Origin of the sequence: Thermoflexus sp. (assembly GCF_042408365.1) — a bacterium.
Lineage (GTDB): Bacteria > Chloroflexota > Anaerolineae > Thermoflexales > Thermoflexaceae > Thermoflexus.
Genome location: NZ_JBHOQJ010000047.1, coordinates 1 through 15241, shown reverse-complemented (window position 1 = coordinate 15241; position 15241 = coordinate 1). Strand labels below are relative to the sequence as shown.

At 61.0% G+C, this 15241-nt stretch carries 13 protein-coding genes; all 13 read left to right on the top strand.

Going from position 1 to position 15241, the window contains the following annotated elements; translation table 11 throughout:
* Positions 1-241: 241 nt before the first annotated feature.
* The 13 genes from ACFMO5_RS02205 (at position 242) to ACFMO5_RS02145 (ending at position 14787) form a co-directional block, all read left to right on the top strand.
* Positions 242-1006 carry a DeoR/GlpR family DNA-binding transcription regulator gene (locus tag ACFMO5_RS02205; RefSeq protein ID WP_376791141.1) on the top strand — a complete coding sequence of 255 codons (765 nt, stop codon included), beginning with the start codon at positions 242-244 and terminating at the stop codon, positions 1004-1006.
* 93 nt (positions 1007-1099) lie between these two features.
* Positions 1100-1495 carry a sensory rhodopsin transducer gene (locus ACFMO5_RS02200; protein WP_376791140.1) on the top strand — a complete coding sequence of 132 codons (396 nt, stop codon included), beginning with the start codon at positions 1100-1102 and terminating at the stop codon, positions 1493-1495.
* 9 nt (positions 1496-1504) lie between these two features.
* A complete protein-coding gene (locus ACFMO5_RS02195) occupies positions 1505-3043 on the top strand; it encodes a sugar ABC transporter ATP-binding protein (RefSeq protein WP_376791139.1) in 1539 nt (512 codons plus the stop codon).
* The gene (locus ACFMO5_RS02190) at positions 3040-4020 is read left to right on the top strand and encodes an ABC transporter permease (RefSeq protein ID WP_376791138.1); all 981 of its coding nucleotides are present in this window, start codon (positions 3040-3042) and stop codon (positions 4018-4020) included. Before ACFMO5_RS02195 ends, ACFMO5_RS02190 begins: the two co-directional genes overlap by 4 nt.
* Positions 4017-5078, top strand: coding sequence for an ABC transporter permease (locus tag ACFMO5_RS02185; RefSeq protein WP_376791137.1), 1062 nt, complete (start codon positions 4017-4019; stop codon positions 5076-5078). The genes ACFMO5_RS02190 and ACFMO5_RS02185 overlap by 4 nt, the downstream gene beginning before the upstream one ends.
* Before the next feature lie 78 nt (positions 5079-5156).
* Positions 5157-6230, top strand: coding sequence for a substrate-binding domain-containing protein (locus ACFMO5_RS02180; protein WP_376791136.1), 1074 nt, complete (start codon positions 5157-5159; stop codon positions 6228-6230).
* 65 nt (positions 6231-6295) lie between these two features.
* Positions 6296-7543, top strand: coding sequence for an L-rhamnose isomerase (gene rhaI, locus ACFMO5_RS02175; RefSeq protein ID WP_376791135.1), 1248 nt, complete (start codon positions 6296-6298; stop codon positions 7541-7543).
* A gap of 160 nt (positions 7544-7703) precedes the next feature.
* Positions 7704-9764: a bifunctional aldolase/short-chain dehydrogenase gene (locus ACFMO5_RS02170; RefSeq protein ID WP_376791134.1), complete on the top strand. Its 2061-nt coding sequence runs from the start codon at positions 7704-7706 to the stop codon at positions 9762-9764.
* A gap of 24 nt (positions 9765-9788) precedes the next feature.
* Positions 9789-11321 (top strand): rhamnulokinase family protein, encoded by a 1533-nt coding sequence (locus ACFMO5_RS02165; protein ID WP_376791133.1) that lies wholly within the window; start codon positions 9789-9791, stop codon positions 11319-11321.
* 184 nt (positions 11322-11505) lie between these two features.
* On the top strand, positions 11506-12912 hold the full coding sequence (locus ACFMO5_RS02160) for a LutB/LldF family L-lactate oxidation iron-sulfur protein (RefSeq protein WP_376791132.1): 1407 nt from the start codon (positions 11506-11508) through the stop codon (positions 12910-12912).
* Entirely contained in the window at positions 12909-13598 is a 690-nt protein-coding gene (locus tag ACFMO5_RS02155; RefSeq protein WP_376791131.1) for a lactate utilization protein C, read from the top strand. The genes ACFMO5_RS02160 and ACFMO5_RS02155 overlap by 4 nt, the downstream gene beginning before the upstream one ends.
* Positions 13595-14320 (top strand): (Fe-S)-binding protein, encoded by a 726-nt coding sequence (locus ACFMO5_RS02150; RefSeq protein ID WP_376791130.1) that lies wholly within the window; start codon positions 13595-13597, stop codon positions 14318-14320. The genes ACFMO5_RS02155 and ACFMO5_RS02150 overlap by 4 nt, the downstream gene beginning before the upstream one ends.
* A 209-nt stretch (positions 14321-14529) precedes the next feature.
* Positions 14530-14787, top strand: a complete 258-nt coding sequence (locus ACFMO5_RS02145) for a nucleotidyltransferase domain-containing protein (RefSeq protein ID WP_376791129.1) — start codon at positions 14530-14532, stop codon at positions 14785-14787.
* Positions 14788-15241: the final 454 nt, after the last annotated feature.

Here is a 15241-nt window from a genome sequence, read left to right as displayed (position 1 = left end):
TACACGAGGCTCTTCCGATCTCGATGGCCCCCGGCCCAGCCCCAGAAAACATTTTCTCTACCCTCCCCGCGGCTCTTCGGGCCGCGGGGAGGGTAGAGAGGTCATCCCTTTCTTCACCGATGAGGGGTGAGGAACCCCTTGTCTCAACGGATGTCCGAACCTCAGAATCTTGGGGGTCTTGACAAACGACTGATTCTGAATAAAATTGTGACAGAACTATTCGAAACTAATCGAAACCCCCATGCGCTTTCCCCTTGAGCGGCGGCAGGAGATCCTGCGGATCCTGGAAGAAGAGGGGCGGGTTTCGGTGGCGGATTTGAGCCGCCGGTTCGCCCTATCTGAGGTTACGATTCGCAAGGACTTGGCATGGCTGGAAGCTCAGGGTTTGCTGATCCGCACCCATGGCGGGGCGTTGCCGGCCGATCGGAACCCTGCGGAGCTGGCCTTTGAAGTGCGGGAGCGCATGAACCGGGAGGAGAAGCTCCGGATTGGCCGGGCGGCCGCCTCGCTGGTTCAGGATGGCGACAGTATCGCGTTAGATGCCAGCACCACGGCGATGTATTTGGCCCATTTCCTCCGGGATCGCCGGGAGCTTACGGTGGTCACAAACGGCATCCGGGTGGCGATGGAGTTCGCTGGCCGACCGGGGATTACCGTGCTAATGCCCGGCGGCACCCTGCGCTGGGAGGCTTTCTCATTGGTAGGGACGTGGGGGGAGGACATTTTGCGACGGGTGAACATCCAGAAGGCTTTCGTTGGGGCGAAGGGGCTGACGTTGGAGGAGGGCCTGACCGATGTGAACCCGGAGGAAGTTCGCTTGAAGCAAGCGATTGTGGAGGCAGCGAAGGAGGTGATCGCGATCCTTGACCACACGAAGTGGGGACGGGTTGCCTTCGCGACATTCTGCCCTCTGGAGCGGGTTCGATTGGTGATCACAGACGACCAAGCCCCTGCGGATCTTGTGGAAGCTGTCCGACAGCGTGGGGTGGAGGTGTGGCTGGTTTGATCGGCATCGTGAGCGCATCGTCTGGCCAAGTGGCCAGCGTGCGAGAGGATGTCATTCCTCTTCCTTAAATTTCCCTTCATCGGAGGGGCTCTGATGGCACGGCGACGCGCTCCCAAGGCCCATGGGCAGCGGATTTGGTATATCCCGGATGGCTATCTCCCCCCGCTCACTCCAGGCCAGACAGATCTGGTCAGCCATGAGTCACTATGCCTCCTCAATCCATCCACCCAAGAAGCTCATGTCACGTTGACTGTATATTTCGAGGATCGCGAACCGATTCGCGGAATTTCCCTCACTGTCCCCCCTGAGCGCACATGGCATGTGCGTTTGGACAAGCCAGAGCATCTAGGCGGCCATGTCCTCCCTCGAGGAGTCCCTTACGCCTTACGAGTGGAAAGTGATGTGCCGATCACTGTCCAGCTCTCACGGATGGACGTGACCCAGCCGAACCTCGCCCTGATGACCACCACGGGATACCCCGCTGCTTGAGGAGGGGCGATGGCTTCCCCGATTCTGGTCCTTCGGAACATCTATAAAGCGTTCCCGGGTGTTCAGGCTCTAGCCGGGGTTTCGCTGGATTTGTATCCTGGGGAGGTCCACGCCCTGGTGGGCGAGAACGGTGCTGGGAAATCCACCCTCATCAAGATCGCTGCAGGGGTTTATCCTCCGGATGCTGGGGAGATTCTCTTCGAGGGCCGGCCAGTGCGCCTCGAGGGGCCACGACACGCGGCAGCTCTGGGGATCGCAGTGATTCACCAGGAGCCGTATCTGTTCCCCACGCTCTCGGTTCTGGAGAACCTGTTCATGGGCTTTCAGCCCCGCCGTGGCCCCTTGGGTCTGGTGGATTGGCGGGCGATGGTGCAGCGGTCGGAGTCGGTTTTCCACGAGTTGGGGATCTCCTTGCCGTTGGATCTGCCGGCGGGAGATCTGAGCGCAGCCCAGCAACAGCTCCTCCAGATCGCCCGGGCGCTCCTCCAGGACGCACGGGTGCTGATTATGGACGAGCCGACTTCCTCCCTCTCTCAGAAAGAGGTCCAGACCCTCTTCGAGATCATCCGTCGCCTGCGAGATCGGGGAGTGGGAATCCTATATATCTCGCATCGATTGGAGGAGGTGTTCGCTCTGGCGGATCGGGTGACGGTGTTGCGGGATGGGCAGTGGGTGGGCACTTATCCCATCGGTGAGGTCACCCCTGAGGTTCTGATCACTCGTATGGTGGGCCGGGCGCTCACGCAGCTTTTCCCCCACACCCCACATCCCCCAGGTAAGGTCTTGCTGCGGGTCTGTAACCTCCGTCGCACAGGCCTGTTTGAGGGGATCTCGTTCGAGGTTCGATCGGGGGAGATCGTGGGGATGGCTGGGCTGGTGGGGGCGGGCCGTTCGGAAGTCGCGCAGGCGATCTTCGGCGTCCTCCCCCCCGAGGATGGCTTCATCGAGGTCGATGGGCATCGGATGGTTCCTCGTGCGCCCTGGGAGGCCATGGAGGCAGGTCTGTTTTACATCCCGGAGGACCGTCACCGGCAGGGGATCGTGGCGTCTTTATCGGTGCGTGAGAACCTCACCTTGGCGATCCTGCGTCGGCTGACCCGTTTCGGGTTGCTCGATCTTCGGGCCGAGCGGGCGCTGACCCGGACCTATCAGGAGCGCCTACGGATTCGGGTTGCGGACCTGGACCAGCCGATCGCTACTCTTTCGGGGGGCAATCAACAAAAGGTGGTGGTGGCACGGGGGTTGGCCACCCAGCCTCGCGTCCTGCTCCTGGACGAGCCTACGCGAGGAATCGATGTGGGGACCAAGGCGGAGATCCATCGGTTGATGGATGAGCTGGCCGCCCAAGGAATGGGGATTCTGATGATCTCCTCTGAACTCCCGGAGATCCTGGGGATGTCGGATCGCATTCTGGTGATGCGGGCAGGCCGCCTGGTGGGGGAGCTGAGGCGGGAGGAGGCAACCCAGGAGCGGATCATGGCCCTAGCGATGGGCCTGGTTTCGGAGAACGGGCCGGGGATGACAGACACGCGGAGGGAAGTTGGATGAGGTGGAAAGGACGGGAGCCGTTCTTGCTGGTTGTGAATCTCGTGCTGATTGCGCTCCTGACAGCTACTACTCCCTTCTTGCTGCGTCGGGATGGGGCTGGGGGGCTTCTCGTCGACTTAAGCGCGCTTCAGCTGTTGCTAGACACCTATGCGGCGACCTTTATTGGGGCGGTGGGGATGACATTGGTGATCCTGGCTGGACAGATTGATCTCTCTGTGGGTTCCGCCTTGGCTTTATGTGCCGTGATTGTCGCTCGGGCCTCCCAAATGGGATGGCCGATTCCGTTGGTCTTCCTAGCTTCGATCGGAATGGGCACATTGATAGGGCTGATCAATGGGACGATTGTGGCGTATGGGCGCATCCACGCCATCTTGGTTACCCTGGGGATGATGACGATCCTGCGTGGCCTTGTGGTTTATCTGGTGCCAGTGGGCTGGGTGGCTATCAGTGATGCTTTCAGGGCCGTTGGGCTCGCCCGGCCGCTGGGAATTTCCACCTCTATTTGGATTGCCGGAGCTTTTGCCCTCTTCATTGCACTTCTGATGCGCTATACCCGTTGGGGGCATGAGATCTATGCTGTGGGGAGTAACCCAAGTGCGGCCACCATCATCGGGATCCGGCCTCATCGGGTCTGGTTTATTGTCTTGTTGTTGAATGGGTTCACGATTGGACTGGCTGGCGCGGTTTATGCTTCACATTTCGGGGGGATCCAAAACAGTTTTGGACAGGGATTTGAACTGTTGCTCATCACAGCGGTGGTCATTGGGGGAACGAGCATCTTCGGCGGTTATGGGAGCGTCTGGGGGACCTTGTTGGGCGTTCTATTCCTGGCTCTGGTCCGTTCGGCGTTGATTTACTTCCGGATCCCAGCCTTATGGGAGCAGGCCGTCTACGGGGCGTTCCTGCTGTTTGCCGTCGGCCTGGATATTGCCCGGACGCGGGCCTGGTCTCGGGCGTTGCGAGGGGGGGCGGCATGAAAGGGATCACTGGAATGGGAGCGCTGGCCCGCGGGCTGACCCGTGAACGGATCCTGTTGATCATTGTGGTAGGGATGCTGGTGGCTATCGCCCACTTGACCCCCAAATTCCTGACGGCCACCAACCTGCAGATCACCTCCCGCTATCTGGTGGAAGTGGGTCTGGTGGCCATCCCGATGACCATGGTCATCCTGATCCGGGGGATCGACATCTCCGTCGGCTCGATCGTCGCCCTGACCACGATCGTCTTAGGGTTCTCGTGGAGTGTCTATCGCCTCCCGATGGCGTTAGCCATCCTATTGGCCCTGGCAGTGGCGACGCTGTGCGGCTTCCTAAACGGCTTGGTCATCACTCGCCTCGGCGTCCCAGATTTGGTGACTACACTGTCGACAATGGCGATCTACCGGGGGATCGCAGAGGGACTAGGTAGGGGAGAAAGGGTCTATCTCTATGAGGATCCGATCATGCGCTTCTTGGGAGAAGGACGGATCCTGGGGATTCCTATCGGGCTGTTCGTACTCCTCCCCGCGGTGTTCATCGCCGGGGTGGTGCTGGACCGAACGCCGTGGGGGCGTGCGCTGTACGCCATTGGGCACAATGAGACGGCAGCCCGGTTCGCTGGGATCCGGGTGGATCGAATCCGTTGGATAGCCTATACTCTCTCCGGCCTGGCCAGTGGGTTAAGCGCGGTGTTCCTGGCCGGGCGGCTGGGGACCGCGCGGGCAACAGCGGGGCTGGGCCTGGAGTTCGAGGTGATCACAGCGGTAGTGGTTGGTGGAACTGCCATCTCGGGCGGCGAGGGGAGCATCTGGGGCAGCTTCCTGGGCGTAGTGATGGTCACGGCCCTGCGCAACGGCCTCAACCTCATCGGTGTCCCTTCACCGATCCAGGCCATGATCATCGGTGCTCTGTTGATCCTCACCGTCCTAGCGAACGAGAACCTACGGTTGCGGATTCGAGGATGGGTTCGACGAGCGGTTCCGGCTCCACCTGAGGTCACACCTGGGGTCGAGCCGGCGTCCGTGGCCAACCCGTCCTCTTCTCAAGAAAGGAGGTGAGGCGGAGCCACATTTTCCACCATCACTTTTCCGCATCCAATTTCTATATCCAAAATCTAATTGAGGAGGTAGGTTGCCATGAAGCGTCCGTTGTCCTTCCTGATCCTATGGCTGGCATTGGCCTTGATTTTGGCCCAGTGTGCGCCGACCCCAACGCCGTCGCCCACGCCGTTGCCGGCGGCGCAGCCAACAGTTACCATACCTGCGCCGGCACCGACCCCCACCTCTGCCCCGGCCAAGAAGTTCGTGGTTTATCATGTGCCCAAGGCGGCAGGTATTGAGTACTTCAAGTCGGCCCACCAGGGCATGGAGGAGGTTGCCAAGGAATTCGGGGACGTCGAGCTCCACTATGAAGGCCCTATCAATGCCACCGCCGAGGAACAGATTAAGGTGTTGGAGGACATCATCACAAAGAGGCCGGATGCTCTCATCGTCTCCGCCAACGATCCCCAGGCGCTGGTCCCCGTGCTGAAGCGGGCGATGGAGGCTGGTATCACAGTGGTCACCTATGATGCTGATGTGTTGCCTGAGGCCCGGATCTTCTTTATAAATCAGGCCACGTTTGAGGGGGTTGCTAAGGCTCTGATTGATGAGGCGGCCAAGCAGGTCGGACCGGAGGCTAAGATCGCGATTATCTCCTCGTACCCCACTGCACCTAACCAAAAGCGCTGGATAGAGGAGATGCAGAAGTATATGGCTCAGGTCTATCCTAAGATGCAGCTGGTAGACATCCGGTATGGCGAGGAGGATCAATCCAAGAGTCGCCAGCAGACCTTGGACCTGATCGCTGCTCACCCGGAAGTTCAATTCATTATCGCCCCTGTTTCAACAGGGCTCCCAGGCGCCGCAGATGCTCTGGAGGCAGCGGGCAAGGTGGGCAAGGTCAAGCTGACCGGTCTCTCCCTCCCCAATGTAATGCGACCTTACATCAAGCGGGGCACTCTGGAAGCCTTCTACCTGTGGAATGTGGTGGACCTGGGCTATCTGGCGATGTATGTGACCCATGGCTTGCTGACTGGGGAGATCAAGCCCACCGATAAGGTGGTGAAGGCCGGCCGTCTGGGCGAGCGGGAGGTCGGCCCGGACAACGTGATCCTGCTCGGTCCGCCTTTCCGTTTCGATAAGAACAACATTGATCAGTTCAACTTCTGATCCTCGATGATCAAGGGAGGGCCGGAAGGCCCTCCCTTGATCATGGTAAGGGAGGAGGAAGGGTCATGACCGATGCACCCGGATATGAAGCCCTGGCGGAGACCCTGACCCGTCGAGGTGTAGATGTGGAGGCTGTCAAGGCAGCCCTGAAGCGGCAGCGGATTGAGACGCCCTCCTGGGGGTATGGGAACTCCGGCACGCGATTCAAAGTGTTCCCGTGGCCAGGGGCAGCCCGCAACATCTATGAGAAGTTGGCGGATGCAGCTATGGTGCACCGCCTCACCGGCGTCTGCCCCACGGTGGCGATTCATATCCCGTGGGATAAGGTTGATGATTGGGAGGGACTGAAGCAATACGCCGCTGATCTGGGGATACAAATCGGCGCCGTGAACCCCAATCTCTTCCAAGACGATGTGTATAAGCTCGGAAGTGTCTGTCATCCGGATCCCGGAGTACGGCACCGTGCGGTGGAACATATGCTGGAGTGCATCGAGATCGCCGAAAAGGTAGGTTCCTCGATCTTAAGTCTGTGGCTCGCTGATGGGACCAATTACCCCGGTCAGGACAGTTTTCGCGCTCGCAAGCATCGGATGTTGGATGCCCTGGTCAAGGTCTATCAGCGGATGCCAGTGGGGATGCGAATGCTGATCGAATATAAATTCTTCGAGCCGGCTTTTTATCACACGGATCTTGCGGACTGGGGGATGGCCTACGTCATCGCGACCCATCTGGGCCCCAGGGCCCAGGTATTGGTGGACACGGGCCATCATCCCCAGGGGACAAACATCGAACATATCGTGGCCTTCCTCCTGGATGAAGGGCGGTTAGGTGGTTTCCATTTCAATAGCCGGAAGTACGCCGACGATGATCTGGTTGTTGGTTCAATCAACCCGTTTGAGCTCTTCCTGATTTTCAATGAGCTGGTTGCGGCGGAGCAGGATCCAGAGACTGCAGAGACGGCACGGGCGGTGGCATATATGATCGATCAGTCACACAATATCGAGCCCAAGATCGAGGCGATGATCCAATCGGTGATCAACATTCAGACTGCCTACGCGAAGGCCTTGCTGGTCGACCGGCGTCGGTTACAGGAGGCTCAAGGGGCTGGCGATGTTCTGGAGGCCCATCGGATTCTTTTAGAGGCTTACGAAACCGACGTGCGGCCGCTGCTGGCGCAGGTCCGCATAGAGATGGGCCTGGATCCAGATCCCATTGCGGCCTTCCGGCGCAGCGGGTATGCGGAGAAGATCGCCCGGGAGCGCGGGGCGGTGGCGGCCGCAAGCGGTTACCCCGGCGCCTCCTCAGCTCGTTGAGCCGGGACAGGCGGCGGGGCTAATCTCTTGATGAAATTTAACAAATTAATCCGGGCATTCCACACTCAGAATATGCTGTGGGGGAAGCTAGAGGCCCTATCCCCATTAACTTAAATTCATAAAGGGATCTCTGATATTATGCGGACGGAGGGATATGAGGATGCCGCGCAACCTCTGGAACGAGGCGGAGGCAGCGGGTCTCAGCGAGCTGGAGTTGCTGGTTTATCGCTCCCACCTGCTGGGGGCGGACCGAAGTGTGTGCAATATCTTCGGGGGGAACACCTCGGCCAAGCTCATGGAAACTGACTTCCGGGGTCGTCCGGTTCGTGTCCTCTGGGTGAAGGGATCGGGATCGGACCTGGCGACGATCACCTTGCATGGATTCGCCGCCCTGCGCCTGGATGACGTGTTGCCTCTGATGGAGCGGGAGAGCCTCTCGGATGAAGAGATGGTGGATTATCTTTCCCACTGCTATCTGAAGCCCGGCATGCCTCGCCCCTCCATCGAGACGCTGCTCCATGCATTCATCCCGGCCCCCCATGTGGATCACACCCATCCGGATGCGATCGTGAGCCTGGCCACCTCAGAGAACGGGCCGGAGCATGTACGGCGGCTTTACGGCGATCGTGCGGTGTGGGTCCCCTACGTGCGGCCCGGGTTCACGCTGAGCAAGTGGATCGCCGAGGCAGTGCGAGCCAACCCGCGGGCTGAGTGTGTGGTGATGGCCAAGCACGGTTTGGTGACCTGGGGGGAGGATGCGCGCTCCTGTTATGAGAACACGATCCGAATCATCCAGGAGGCTGAGGAATATATCGCCGAGCAAGCGGTGAACCGTCGGATCTTCGGCGGGGTTCGTGTTCCTCCACTAGCTGAAGACCGACGGCGGGCAGTCGTTGCCGAGCTGCTCCCGATCTTGCGGGGCGCGGTGAGTCAGACGCGTCGCCACATCCTGCGCTATGATGATAGCACGGAGGTGTTGGACTTTGTGTGCAGCGAACGAGCGCGTGAGGTCGCTCTCGTCGGCTCTGCATGCCCGGATCATCTCGTCCATACGAAGCATTGGCCACTGTTTATCGAATGGGATGGTTCCAACGTGGAAGATCTGAAAGCCCGACTACGCCAAGAGGTTGAGCGATACCGTGAAGCTTATGTCCGCTATTTTGAGGAGAATCGTGGCCCTCAGGACACTATGATGGATCCCGCTCCTCGCATCATCCTGATCCCAGGGTTGGGGATGGTTGCCACCGGAAAGGATGCCTTCACGGCCGGGGTGGCACGGGATCTCTACTATCGGGCGATCGCGGTGATGCGAGGGGCGACCGCATTGGATCGCTTCGTTTCCCTAACGCCTGCAGAGGCCTTCGCGGTGGAATACTGGCCCCTGGAGCTCTACAAGCTGACGTTGCGGCCACCAGAACGAGAGCTGGCTGGGCGTGTGGTGGTGATCACCGGAGGGGCTTCAGGGATCGGGCGGGCGACTGCCTATCGAATGGCCCAGGAAGGTGCTCATGTGGTGATTCTGGACATCAACCGGGAGGGCGCAGATGCGGTGGCTGCCGACCTGATCGCTCGATACGGAGAAGGTCGAGGGATGGCCATCCCGTGCGATGTCACCTCGGAGGAGCAAGTCGTCGAGGCGTTCCGCCGGGTGATCCTGGCTTACGGTGGAGTCGATATTGTCGTCAACAATGCTGGAATCGCCCACGCCGCTCCGATCACCGAGACCTCCATCACCGATTGGGATCGCCTCTATCACGTACTGGTGCGTGGCTATTTCCTGGTTGCCCGGGAGGCTTTCCGCATCTGGAAAGCCCAAGGGCTTGGGGGAAGCATGGTGATCGTGGCCTCGAAGAATGCCCTGGCTCCTGGAAAGAATGTGGCTGCCTACAGCTCGGCGAAGGCGGCAGAAGTCCACTTGGCTCGGTGTTTGGCCGAAGAGGGTGGGGAGATCGGTGTGCGGGTGAATGTAGTCTGCCCGGACGCTGTAATCCGGGGCTCCAGCATTTGGGACTCGCGCTGGCGAGAAGAACGGGCCCGCAGTTATGGTATCCCCATCGATCAGTTGGAGGAATACTACCGTCAACGGACAACGCTGAAGGTTAATGTTTACCCTGAGGATGTTGCGGAGGCGATTTTGTTCTTCGCCTCCGACCGCTCGGCCAAGACCACCGGAGGCATTCTCACGGTGGACGGCGGGGTTGCCACGGCTTATGTGCGTTAAATGCGATCCTGGGTGGAGGCAGTCATGATTCGAATGGTGGCCATTGACCTCGGGGCGGAGAGCGGACGGGCCGTGTTAGGAATTTTCGATGGACAGCGCTTGTCGGTTCAGGAAGTTTATCGCTTCCCAAATATCCCGGTTCGGGTCCGCGATGTCCTTCACTGGGATATTCTTTGTCTCTTTCATGAAATAAAAGAGGGGCTGGCGCGAGCAGTTCGGATCATGGCTGGGACGATTACCTCGGTAGGGGTGGATACCTGGGGGGTGGATTTCGCCTTGCTGGACCGTGAGGGGCGGTTGGTAGGGAATCCGGTTCATTACCGCGATCGGCGAACCGAAGGGATGATGGAGGCGGTCTTCCAGCGGGTGCCGCCGGAGGAGATTTACAACCGAACGGGCATTCAATTCATGCCTATTAACACCCTCTATCAGCTCTTCTCGATGGTGGTGCGGGAAGATCCTCAGTTGGAAATCGCCCACACATTCCTTACCATTCCAGATCTCTTTCACTATTGGCTAAGCGGGACAATAGTATGCGAGTTCACCAATGCCACTACTACGCAATGCTACGATCCAATCCGCAAGGACTGGGCGTGGGATTTGCTGGAGCGCTTAGGGATCCCCACCCGTTTCTTTCCTGAGGTACGGCCACCTGGAACGATCCTAGGGCGAGTCCTGCCGGAGGTGACGGAGGAGACAGGACTAACGCAGACCTGGGTCGTAGCCCCGGCCAGCCACGACACTGGTTCCGCTGTGGCTGCTGTACCCTTTCAGCATCCCGACGCGGCCTATATTAGCTCAGGTACCTGGTCCTTGGTTGGGGTGGAGGTGCGGGAGCCAGTGATCACCGAAGAAGCCCGTTTGTACAACTTCACCAACGAGGGTGGAGTATCAGGCACATTCCGTCTACTGAAGAATGTAATGGGGCTGTGGCTTCTGCAAGAGTGCCGGCGCACATGGGCCAAGCAGGCTGGGAAATCTATCGTAGAGGAAGCGGGGGGTTCGTCCACGCTTCCATCAGCCTGGGAGTACGAGGCTCTGATCCGCCAGGCGGAGGGAGCTCCACCGCTCCGGTCCCTAATTGATCCGGATGATCCGCGCTTTTTGCCTCCTGGAGACATGCCAATGCGAATTCAGGTGTTCTGTCAGGAAACTGGCCAGCCTATCCCGAAGGCGCATGGGGAGATCGTTCGCTGCATCCTGGAGAGCCTGGCCCTCAAATACCGATGGGTGATTGAGCGTCTGGAGCGCCTGCTGGGGCGCCAGATTCCGATGATCCATATCGTTGGGGGTGGCTCTCGCAATGCTCTCCTTTGTCAGTGGACCGCTGATGCGACTGGGCGTCCGGTCCTGGCAGGTCCAGCGGAAGCCACAGCGATTGGCAACCTGATGGTGCAAGCGATGGCGCTGGGATATGTAGGCAATCTGGAGGAAGCGCGAGAGGTGATCCGCCGTTCCTTCTCCCCCACGGTCTATACTCCCCGCGCGGAGGCCAAGTCTATGTGGGCGGACGCTTACGATCGTTTTGTTTCCCAGATTCTCTCCTCACGGGAATAGGCCTTGCTCCAGATCTACCTCGCCCCGTTCGTTCCGGAGAATTAATTACAAAGCAGCCTCGGGCTCAGGCCCCTAATCCGGGTCTCCGTGGGTGTCATCAACAACTTGGGTTATCATTAGGACCAGGGCACAGTATAAGCTGAGTGATTCTCGTCCTTCGGAACTTCCTGGAGAGGCCTTATCCATGACTGTTCCCAGCCGTGCGTTTCGAGAGCGCATCCAAAGGGCCATGGCCGATCCGGTGCTCCAAGCTGCCTTGGACCGGGCCATCCCCTCCTTTCTGGTCAGCCGCGCCCAAGCCTTCGCCAGCCTCCCCGACGCGGAGGCGGTCCGGGATCGCGCTCGGGCCATCCGCGCGCATACCATGGCGCACTTGGATCGCTACCTAGAGCAGTTCGCGCGGGAGGTGGAGCGGCACGGAGGGAAGGTCTTCTGGGCCGCCACCGCCCGCGAGGCATGCGATTATGTGGTGAACTTGGCCCGCGCTCGGGGGATCTCCACCGTCGCGAAAAGCAAGTCCATGGTGAGCGAGGAGATCGGCCTCAACGCCGCGCTGGAGGCCGCCGGGATCCGGGTGGTGGAGACGGATCTGGGGGAGTTTATCATCCAGCTGGCGGGGGAGCGCCCCTCCCATATCATCACCCCCGCGATCCACAAGCGTCGGGAGGATGTTTCACAGCTCTTCCAGAAGCATCTGGGGATGCCCCCCACGAACGAGATCCCGGAGATGACGGCGACAGCCCGCCGCGCCCTGCGCCAGGTGTTTCTGGACACCCGGATGGGGGTCAGCGGGGTCAACTTTGGCATCGCGGAGACGGGCACCCTGGTGCTGGTCACCAACGAGGGCAACGGCCGCATGGTGACCACCTTGCCCCCGATCCATGTGGCCCTGATGGGCATCGAACGGGTAGTGCCGACATGGGAGGACGCGGAGATCCTGCTGCGGGTGCTGGCCCGCAGCGCCACCGGCCAGGCCCTCACGGCTTATACGTCCTTCCTCACCGGCCCCCGCCGCCGTGAAGAGCCCGATGGGCCCGAGGAGCTCCACGTGGTGTTGGTGGACAACGGCCGCTCCCGCTGGCTGGGGACACCCTTGGAGGAGGCCCTCTATTGCATCCGCTGCGGCGCCTGCCTGAACGCCTGCCCGGTCTACCAGGCTATCGGGGGCCACGCCTACGGCAGCGTGTATCCCGGCCCCATTGGCTCCATCGTCACACCGATGCTGGGGGACGGGGCGGGGGCGGAGCTGGCTTACGCCAGCAGCCTGTGCGGCGCCTGTCAGGAGATCTGCCCGGTGCGCATCGCGATCCCGGACCTGTTGATCCGTTGGCGGCAGATGCGGGCGGGAAGCCTGCTCCCGACCTGGGAGCGCATCGGGTTACAGCTGTTCGCCTACGCCGCCCGTCATCCTGCGTTGTGGACGCGGATCGGCCGATGGGCGATGGGCTTCCTGCGTCGTTTGGGGCGGGATGGATGGCTGCGGTATGGCCTGGGGCCGTTGCGGGCCTGGACCGCGGTTCGGGATCTCCCGGTCCCGCGGCGGCCTTCTTTCCGGGATTGGTGGGCATCCCATCGGGGAGGCATCTCATGAATCCGGTGCTGGAGAGCGTGCGGCGTCGGGTGACCGGCCGGACGATCTGGATGGGGTCGATCCCGGCCCGGCCTTTCGATGCTCCCCCGGGGAGCGAGGCAACGATCGAGCGGTTGTTCGCCGCTTGGGCCGCGGTGGGGGTGCAAGCCGAGCGGTGCGCAACGGAAGGGGAGGCCGCCCGGCGCGTTCTGGAACTGCTGCGGGAGCGGGGGGTTCGACATGTCCTCATCGACCTGCGCACGATGCGTGCTTACCCGGAGCTCCAAGTCGCTTTGGAGGGGGCAGGTTTGACCATGATGAGCAGCCCGCTGCCTCGGGAGGAGGGACCCCGATATCTGGGGCTGACCCGCTGGGCGATCGCCGAGGCGGGGATCACAGAGGTCGTCGCCGCCTTCGCCGACACCGGGGCGTTGTGGCTGGCCGGAGGTCGCGGGGGGATGCGGTGCGCTTCTCTGTTGCCCCCGGTGCATATCGCGCTGGTCCGGCGCCCTCAGGTGTATCCCTGCATGGCGGCTTGGCTGGCGGCCGCCCGAGCCTCCGGCGCGCTGTTCGAGTGGGTGGAGGAGAGCAGCGCCCTGATCGCCGTCACCGGTCCCAGCCGCACCTCGGACATCGAGAAGACGTTGACGCTTGGGGTGCACGGGCCGAAAGAGGTGATCGCGCTCTTGATCGAGGAGGGAGAATGAGCCGCACAATCCAACTGTTTGTGACGTGTCTGGTGGACTGGCTCCGGCCGGAGATCGGGATCGCTACGGTGCGGTTGCTGGAGCGGGCGGGCGTGACAGTGCGTTTCCCCGAAGCTCAAACCTGCTGCGGACAGCCGGCGTTCAACGTCGGCCGATGGGAGGAGGCTCGGGCGATGGCTGAGCACTGGGTCCGCGCTTTCGACCCGGAGCTCCCGGTGGTGGCCCCTTCTGGCTCGTGCGTGGCGATGGTCCGCCACGGCTACCGGGTCCTGCTGGAGGGCCGGCCGCTGTATGGGCGCTGGGAGGCAATAGCGGCCCAGACGTATGAACTGAGCCAGTTCCTGGTGGATGTGTTAGCGATCCCGGATTTGGGGATCCGGCGCGATGGAACCGTCACATATCATCCATCCTGTCACCTCCTCCGGATGCTGGGCGTGCGGGAGGCGCCGGAGCGGCTGATTCGAGCCGCTGGGGCGGAGTATCGCCAGCTCCCGGAGGCGGAGACCTGCTGCGGGTTTGGGGGGCTTTTCTCGGTGCATTTTGAGGACGTCTCAGGGGCGATGCTGGCCCGGAAAGTGCGGGCCATCCAGGCCAGCGGGGCGGAGGTCGTCTTGGGATGCGATTGGAGCTGCCTTATGCACATCGGCGGGGGCTTGCGCCGCCAGGGCCTTCCCATTCGGGCGATGCATCTGGCGGAGTGGCTGGCGGGGGATATTGATTAGATCCCTCTGGTATAAAATGTGAACAAGGTGCTTTGCCCATTTTTAATTTTGAGGTTTTCTGGGGCTGGGGCGGGGGCCCAAGGCCCCCGCCCCAGCCCCAGAAGGATTTTTCTCCTCACCTCCCCACGGTCCAAAGGGCCGTGGGGAGGTGAGGAGAAAGGGGAAGCCATTCGCTCTTCTCAACGCGGAGGCCGTCGAAGGCCCTGGCGTTGATCAAGCGTCGATCCCGATCGCTTCCCAGGCGGATCCGCCGCGTGCTGGAAGCGCCGCGCCTCTGTCAGCCCGAGCGGATCTGTCTCTTCGGCTCCTGGGTGCGCGGGGAAGCCGATGCGCTCAGCGATGCGGATATCGTCTTAATCCGCTCCACCGAGGCGCCCTTCCTGGAGCGCACTCGTGAGGTCTACCGCTTGCTCCCCCCTGATGTTGGGGCAGTTGGATGTGTTGGTTTATACTCCGGAGGAGTTTGAGCGGATGCGGCGGGAAGGGGACGCGTTTGTAGAGATGCTCGAGGAGGGATGGCGAATTGACGAGCGGGAAGCGACGGGACGAAGCCCATCGCCGGTTTCAGCAGGCCCGTTATGATCTGGAGGCAGCGCGTTGGAATGTGGAGGGCGGATTCTACGCAGCTACACAGTCGCCTGCTTTCTCGCTCAACCGTCAGGCGAGAAGGCGCTCAAGTCTTTGTTATATTATCTCGGAGCTAAGCGCAAAGCGTTGGTCACTCACTCGCTGGTGGAAATGATCCTTTGAAGGCCCGTTTTTGAAGATCCCCCATGTCTATGAACCTCGAGGATGATTCTTATGCTTGCCTCTAGCCATGGCTTTGATCGAGAGCAAAGTTTACCCGGAGGAATTGTGCAAATTTAGATCGCAGGGAAGCATCGGTTTCTTCATAGGGTGCGGGCCGCCCCTCGGCGGCCC